A 6,226-nucleotide genomic window follows, 5' to 3' on the forward strand; every position below is an offset into this window, starting at 1 on the left:
CATGCACGTCTGTGCGACGGCTTCCTTGACGGCTATGAAATTGAATGCCCGCTGCACCAGGGCAAGTTTGACGTGCGCAATGGTCGTGGCACCTGCGAGCCGGTCACGGAGGACATTCGCAGCTACCCCGTGCGCATCGAAAACGGGCGCGTATTTGTGCAGATGTCTGACTGAACTCGCAGCAGCCCCATCCTTCCCTCACCCTATCAACACGAGACAACACACTATGAAGACAACACCAACCACGTTCTTTCGTCGCAGCGCACTTGCCGCAATGGCCGGGCTTGCACTTGCCGGCGCAAGCCAGTTCACCGCAGCCGCCACCATCGGCATCATGGCGCCGTTGTCGGGCCCGCAGGCCATAGTGGGCCAGGACCAGGTCGACGGCTTCATGCTGGCGGTCGAGCAACTGGGCGGCAAGCTCGGCGGTCAACTCGCGACTGTACTGAAGGAAGACGACCAGCTCAAGCCGGAAATCGGCAGTCAGATCGTGCGCAAGTTCATCGACAAGGACAAGGTCGATGCCATCGTGGGCCTGAGCTTTTCCAATGTGCTGATGGCCAGCCTGCCGCGCATCGTCGAGTCGGGCACCGTGGCTATCGCCACCAATGCCGGTCCATCACCGTTGGCCGGTGCCGGTTGCAAGGCCAATGTGTTTTCCGCTGCGTGGCAGAACGACGGCGCCGCCGAAGCCATGGGCAAGTTTGCCCAGGACAAGGGTCTTAAGAAGGTCTACCTGATGGCGCCCAACTACCAGGCCGGCAAGGATATGCTGACCGGCTTCAAGCGCTACTTTAAGGGCCAGATCGTGGACGAGGTTTACACGCAGGTGAACCAGCCCGACTACTCGGCCGAACTTGCCCAACTCCAGTCAGCCAAGCCCGATGCGGTGTTTGTGTTCTACCCTGGCGGCATGGGCGTCAATTTCGTCAAGCAGATGAACCAGGCCGGTCTGATGGCCAAGATACCGCTGTATTCCGTCTTCACCGTCGATGGTACGACCTTGCCAGGCCTGCGTGATGCGGCCGTTGGCAGCGTCAGTGGCGCGATGTGGGACGCGGCGCTCGACACGCCAGAGAACAAGAAATTTGTTGATGACTTCGAGCGCAAGTACAAACGTACGCCCAGCGAATACGCGGCAACGGCCTACGACGCGGCCAATATTCTGAACATCGCGCTCGGCAAGGCCAAGGCCGGTGATGCCAAGGCACTTGCCGTCGCCGTGAAGGCCGCTGGCAGTGAGTTCAAGTCGGTGCGCGGCCCGTTCGCGTTTAACAACACAACCTGCCGGTGCAGAACTACTATGCGTTCGAAACCATCAAGAGTGGCAGCAAACTCGTCGCAACGCCGCTGACTAGGCAGACCGATGCCTACCACGCGCAATGCGCGCTGAAGTGACGCCATGAACAGCACGATTGTTTTCGCGCAACTGCTCAACGGCCTGCAATACGGCGTCCTGCTGTTTTTGCTGGCTGCAGGCCTGACGCTGGTCTTCGGCATCATGAGCTTTGTCAATCTGGCGCACGGCTCGCTGTACATGATGGGCGCATACTTTGCGGCCACGGCCTTCCAGTACACCGGCTCCTTCGGGCTGGCTGTGCTGGCAGCGATGCTGGGCTCGCTGCTGTTGGGCCTGGCGCTGGAATTTGTCGCGGTCGCGCGCCTCTACCGCCGCGACCACCTCGACCATGTGCTGGCCACCTTTGGCCTGGTGCTGTTCTTCAATGAACTGGTGCGCATCATTTGGGGTTCGCAGCCGGTATTTTTGCAGGTACCTGAATTCCTCAGCGGTGCCATCGACATCGGCGGCTTCACATACCCGGCCTACCGGATCGCAATCATCGTCGTCGGGCTGATGGTTGCGATAGGTTCCTGGCTGCTGATCAACAAGACCCGCGTTGGCATGCTGATCCGCGCCGGCGCGGTGAATTCCGCCATGGTCGCCGCGCTCGGCGTCAACATCCGCCTGCTCAACGCCATGCTGTTCGCCGTCGGCGCGATGCTGGCCGGCCTGGCCGGCGCGATGGCCGGGCCCATCCTGTCGGTGCAGTCCGGCATGGGCGAGTCGGTGTTGATCACCACGCTGGTCGTCATCGTGATCGGGGGTATCGGCTCGGTGACCGGCGCGTTTTATGCGGCGCTTATTGTCGGCATCGTCGACACCATGGGCCGCGTGTTTTTACCCTTCATGCTGCGGCAAGTGACAGAGCGATCATTCGCCGATGCGGCCGGCCCCGCGCTGGCTTCGATGCTGGTCTACTTGCTGATGGCAGTGGTGCTGGCCTGGCGACCACAAGGTCTTTTTCCCGCAAACAGGTGAAACCCATGACTCCACTTCTTTCACGTCCCAGCACTTGGGTTCCGCTGCTGGTGTTGCTGTTGCTGGCGACCGTGCCCTTCGTCGCGCAGGCCACCGGCCAGCAGTTTTATGTCGCCTTCTTCGCGCGCATCATCATCTACGCGATTGCCGCCTGCGCGCTGAATATGGCGCTGGGTTACGGCGGACTGGTGAGCTTCGGCCATTCGCTTTTTCTCGGCCTTGGCGCTTATGCGGTCGGCATCGCATCCTTCCATGAGGTCGGCAACGGCTGGGTGCACCTGGCACTTTCCCTGAGCGTGTGCGGTCTGGTTGCGCTGGTCACCGGCGCCATCAGCCTGCGCACCACCGGTATCGCCTTCATCATGATCACGCTGGCCTTTGCCCAGATGGGTTACTTTCTCTTCGTCAGTCTGAAGAAGTACGGCGGTGATGACGGCATGGCCATCGCGCAGACCAGCCGCTTCGGCCCTGTCGACCTGTCGTCCGCGACCAGTGTGTACGTCATCGCCTTCCTCGTGCTGGTGCTGTCGATCTGGTGGCTGGCGAAACTTCGCGTCGCACCCTTCGGCATGGTGATCCGTGGCGCCAAACAGAACGCGCGCCGCGTCAACGCCGCCGGTATTCCGGTGGTGCGTTACCAGTTGCTGGCTTATGTGATGTCGGGAATGTTGAGCGGCGTGGCCGGCCTGCTGCTGGCCAACCTCAATGCCTTCGCCTCGCCGAGCACCCTGGCCTGGTCGGTCTCGGGTGAGCTGATCGTTATCGTGGTGATTGGTGGTCTTGGCACGGTGTTCGGCCCCTTGATGGGTGCGCTGGTTTTCCTCGGCCTTGAAGAAATCCTGAAAGGCTTTACCGATCACTGGATGGTCATTTTCGGCCCGCTCATCGTCATCGTCGCGCTCTTGGGCAAGAGCGGCATCATCGGCCTGCTGCAGCGCTTTGATTCCCGTGGAAAGCGGTCCGCAAAAAACACCACAGCGGCCGTTGCGACGGCTGGTGTAGCCAAGGGAGCCCTGTAATGGCTAGCGTACTTCGCACCGAATCTCTCACCAAACGTTATGGCGCGTTGCTGGTCACCGACGCGGTGTCGCTCGACATCGGCGAGGGCGAACTCCACGCGATCATCGGGCCCAACGGTGCAGGCAAGACAACGCTGATCAACCAGCTGTCGGGTGAGCTCGCGCCCAATAGCGGCCGCGTATGGTTCAACGGCGCGGATGTGTCCGCACTGCCGATCCATGAACGCGCGAAACGAGGCCTGTTGCGGTCATACCAGATCACCTCGATCTTTGAGGACTTCAGCGTGCTGGAGAACGCAACTTTTTCAGCGCTCGGCTCACGCCGGCATGCCTTCAAGTTCTGGACGCCGATGCTGGCCGACAAGGAAGCACGCAAGTTCGCCGAAGAGGCTCTCGAAGCCACCGGCCTCACGCATCGAATCAACGTCGCGGCGGGCGATCTGGGTTATGGCGAGCGAAGGCAACTTGAGCTGGCAATGAGCCTTGCTGCCGGGCCCAAATTTTTGCTGCTCGACGAGCCAATGGCCGGCATGAGCGTGCAGGAATCCACTGCCGTTATAGCGCTGCTGCAACGCCTGAAGCGTCAGTACACCATCCTGCTGGTCGAGCACGACATGGACGCGGTGTTCACGCTGGCTGACCGCATCAGCGTGCTGGTTTACGGAAAAATTTTATTCACCGGTACGCCGGAGGAAATCCGCAACCACCCGGAAGTGCGGGCGGTGTACCTCGGCGAAGAAGCTGAAGCATGAAGCGCGTAAGGAAAAAATCATGATTCCATTTTTATCCGTCAAAGGCCTTCAGGCCTCCTACGGCCACGCGCAGGCGCTGTTTGACATTTCATTCGATGTTGGCCCAGGCGAGGTCGTGACCCTGCTAGGCCGCAACGGCATGGGCCGTTCCACCACAGTCAAATGTTTGTTCGGTATGCTGCCCGTGGCGTCCGGCAGCGTGTCGGTGGCCGGAGCACGTGTAGACCATTTACCTTCGCACCGCATCGCGCGCCAGGGCCTGGCGCTGGTTCCCGAAGGCCGGCAAGTGTTTCCAAATCTGACGGTCGAGGAAAATCTGGTGGCGACTGCGCGCGACGACAAAAGGGGCAGCGGCAAGACCTGGGACCTGGGCCGCGTCTATGGTTTTTTCCCGCGCCTTCAAGAGCGTCGCAGCAACCTCGGCTCGCAGCTGTCTGGCGGCGAGCAGCAGATGCTGGCCATCGGCCGCGCGCTGATGACCAACCCGCGGCTGCTGGTGCTCGACGAAGCCACAGAAGGCCTGGCCCCGGTGATCCGACACGAAATCTGGCGTGCCCTTGCTGTTCTGAAAAAGGAGGGCCTGTCGCAAATCGTCATCGACAAGAACGTCAAAGCGTTGATGGGCCTGGCCGACCGGCACTTTGTGATTGAAAAAGGCCGTGTAGTCTGGCAGGGCACCTCAGATGAGTTGCGCGGCCAACCTGAAATTGTTCACCAGTATCTCGGAGTCTGAATGGACCGCATCCTTCACACCTACTTTCGCAGTTCGGCGACCTACCGCGTCCGCATCGCGATGAACCTCAAGTGCCTGGACGCAGAGCATGTCTTCGTTCACCTCAACCGCAACGGCGGCGAGCAGTTCGGCGATGCCTTCACGGCGATCAATCCGCAGGCGTTGGTGCCGGTGCTGAGTGAGGAAGGCGTGAAGATCAGCCAGTCGCTGGCGATCATCGAATACCTCGACGAGGTCTATCCACAGGTGCCGCTTTTGCCGTCGGCACCTGTCGACAGGGCTTTTGTGCGCCAGCTCTCGCTGAACATCGCCTGCGACATTCACCCGATCAACAATTTGCGGGTGCTGAAGTATCTGACCGGCTCCATGGGCGTTTCGGAAGAAATGAAAAGCGAATGGATCGCGCACTGGATCACTTTGGGTCTGGAGGCCATCGAAGCGCAAATTCAGCAGCGCGGTCGGATCGGCGCTTTCTGTGTTGGCGACACCCCGACAATGGCCGACTGCTGCCTGGTGCCACAGGTTTTTAGCGCCCAGCGTTTCAAAGTCGACTTGTCGGGCTGCCCGACCCTGACGGCGATCTTCAACACCTGCCAGGCACTGCCTGCTTTCGCTGCGGCGGCGCCTTCACGCCAGCCCGATTCCGAGTGAAGTGAGGCGCTCAAGCGATCATGAAGTGATGGCAAGACAGGTAGGACCGGGGTCGGCAAAACCCGAGAATGTCCGAGCACTGCCAAGTGCGTGAATGCGATAGTGGCACCGACCAGCGAATCCCATCAGGAACTCCACCTTGGAATTGAGGTCGAGGATGCCTTGGAGGTTTCTGAGCAGACGGAAATTTGAATGCGCCGGCTGGACTGGTGACCAGAGCCAATTTTGGCCTCCAGTTACCGGTCACTCGGGAATACCCGCAACTGGCCCATAGCGGAAGGATGAACCGATATAACCGCTGTCCCAGCTTCAAGTGAGACGACGAATTCAACCTTGAGTTTGAGCGGAAAACAACTTGACCTCTTGGCCTCCACCAAACATGCCCTTCAACCAGCCCTCGTGCACCACTCAAGCAACGCAGCCAGATTATCTGAGTTTGCGACTTTGTAAGGTAACAGCCATGCCGTAGTAGTGAAGCCCCGAAAGCAGGCCACGCACCCAATGGTGACTTCGCGCTATCGTTGATTTTCACGGGCCAAAACTGGGCCATAGATGGGCCAAATTTGGGCCAAATTTGGGCCAGAAAGCAAAACGCCCACATGAAGTGGGCGTTTGCTACCAGCCTAGACGGCATGGATGTTGGTTGCGCGGGCAAGATTTGAACTTACGACCTTTGGGTTATGAGCCCAACGAGCTACCAGGCTGCTCCACCGCGCGATAAGTATTTATTGTAGCCTATTCTGCCTTGGCC

6 protein-coding genes, 1 tRNA gene and 1 pseudogene are annotated in these 6,226 nt (G+C 59.8%); 7 read left to right on the forward strand and 1 reads right to left on the reverse strand.

What is annotated here, in order from left to right; all coding sequences use genetic code 11:
• The 7 genes and pseudogenes from RMO23_RS08405 to maiA all read left to right on the forward strand — a co-directional run.
• A partial coding sequence (locus RMO23_RS08405) for a Rieske 2Fe-2S domain-containing protein (protein WP_309680438.1) occupies nt 1-174 on the forward strand: 174 nt, incomplete at its 5' end.
• A gap of 52 nt (nt 175-226) precedes the next feature.
• A pseudogene (locus RMO23_RS08410) lies at nt 227-1,398 on the forward strand (ABC transporter substrate-binding protein).
• A 4-nt stretch (nt 1,399-1,402) separates the two neighbouring features.
• On the forward strand, nt 1,403-2,320 hold the full coding sequence (locus RMO23_RS08415; protein ID WP_309680428.1) for a branched-chain amino acid ABC transporter permease: 918 nt from the start codon (nt 1,403-1,405) through the stop codon (nt 2,318-2,320).
• A gap of 5 nt (nt 2,321-2,325) precedes the next feature.
• On the forward strand, nt 2,326-3,339 hold the full coding sequence (locus RMO23_RS08420; RefSeq protein ID WP_309680430.1) for a branched-chain amino acid ABC transporter permease: 1,014 nt from the start codon (nt 2,326-2,328) through the stop codon (nt 3,337-3,339).
• Nucleotides 3,339-4,091: an ABC transporter ATP-binding protein gene (locus RMO23_RS08425; protein WP_309680432.1), complete on the forward strand. Its 753-nt coding sequence runs from the start codon at nt 3,339-3,341 to the stop codon at nt 4,089-4,091. The genes RMO23_RS08420 and RMO23_RS08425 overlap by 1 nt, the downstream gene beginning before the upstream one ends.
• A 19-nt stretch (nt 4,092-4,110) precedes the next feature.
• Nucleotides 4,111-4,824, forward strand: a complete 714-nt coding sequence (locus tag RMO23_RS08430) for an ABC transporter ATP-binding protein (protein ID WP_309680434.1) — start codon at nt 4,111-4,113, stop codon at nt 4,822-4,824.
• On the forward strand, nt 4,825-5,475 hold the full coding sequence (gene maiA / locus RMO23_RS08435) for a maleylacetoacetate isomerase (protein ID WP_309680436.1): 651 nt from the start codon (nt 4,825-4,827) through the stop codon (nt 5,473-5,475). It abuts the gene before it with no gap.
• A gap of 640 nt (nt 5,476-6,115) precedes the next feature.
• Here the strand turns inward: maiA and RMO23_RS08440 are convergent.
• Nucleotides 6,116-6,192, reverse strand: a tRNA-Met gene (locus tag RMO23_RS08440).
• Between the last annotated feature and the right edge of the window lie 34 nt (nt 6,193-6,226).

This window comes from Polaromonas sp., assembly GCF_031411155.1.
Taxonomy (GTDB): Bacteria; Pseudomonadota; Gammaproteobacteria; order Burkholderiales; family Burkholderiaceae_C; genus Polaromonas.

Bases quoted from the DNA above. Each gene is read 5' to 3' on its own strand.
- RMO23_RS08430 (WP_309680434.1), top strand. From the start codon at position 4,111: ATGATTCCATTTTTATCCGTCAAAGGCCTTCAGGCCTCCTACGGCCAC.
- RMO23_RS08425 (WP_309680432.1), top strand. From the start codon at position 3,339: ATGGCTAGCGTACTTCGCACCGAATCTCTCACCAAACGTTATGGCGCG.
- RMO23_RS08420 (WP_309680430.1), top strand. From the start codon at position 2,326: ATGACTCCACTTCTTTCACGTCCCAGCACTTGGGTTCCGCTGCTGGTG.
- RMO23_RS08415 (WP_309680428.1), top strand. From the start codon at position 1,403: ATGAACAGCACGATTGTTTTCGCGCAACTGCTCAACGGCCTGCAATAC.
- maiA (WP_309680436.1), top strand. From the start codon at position 4,825: ATGGACCGCATCCTTCACACCTACTTTCGCAGTTCGGCGACCTACCGC.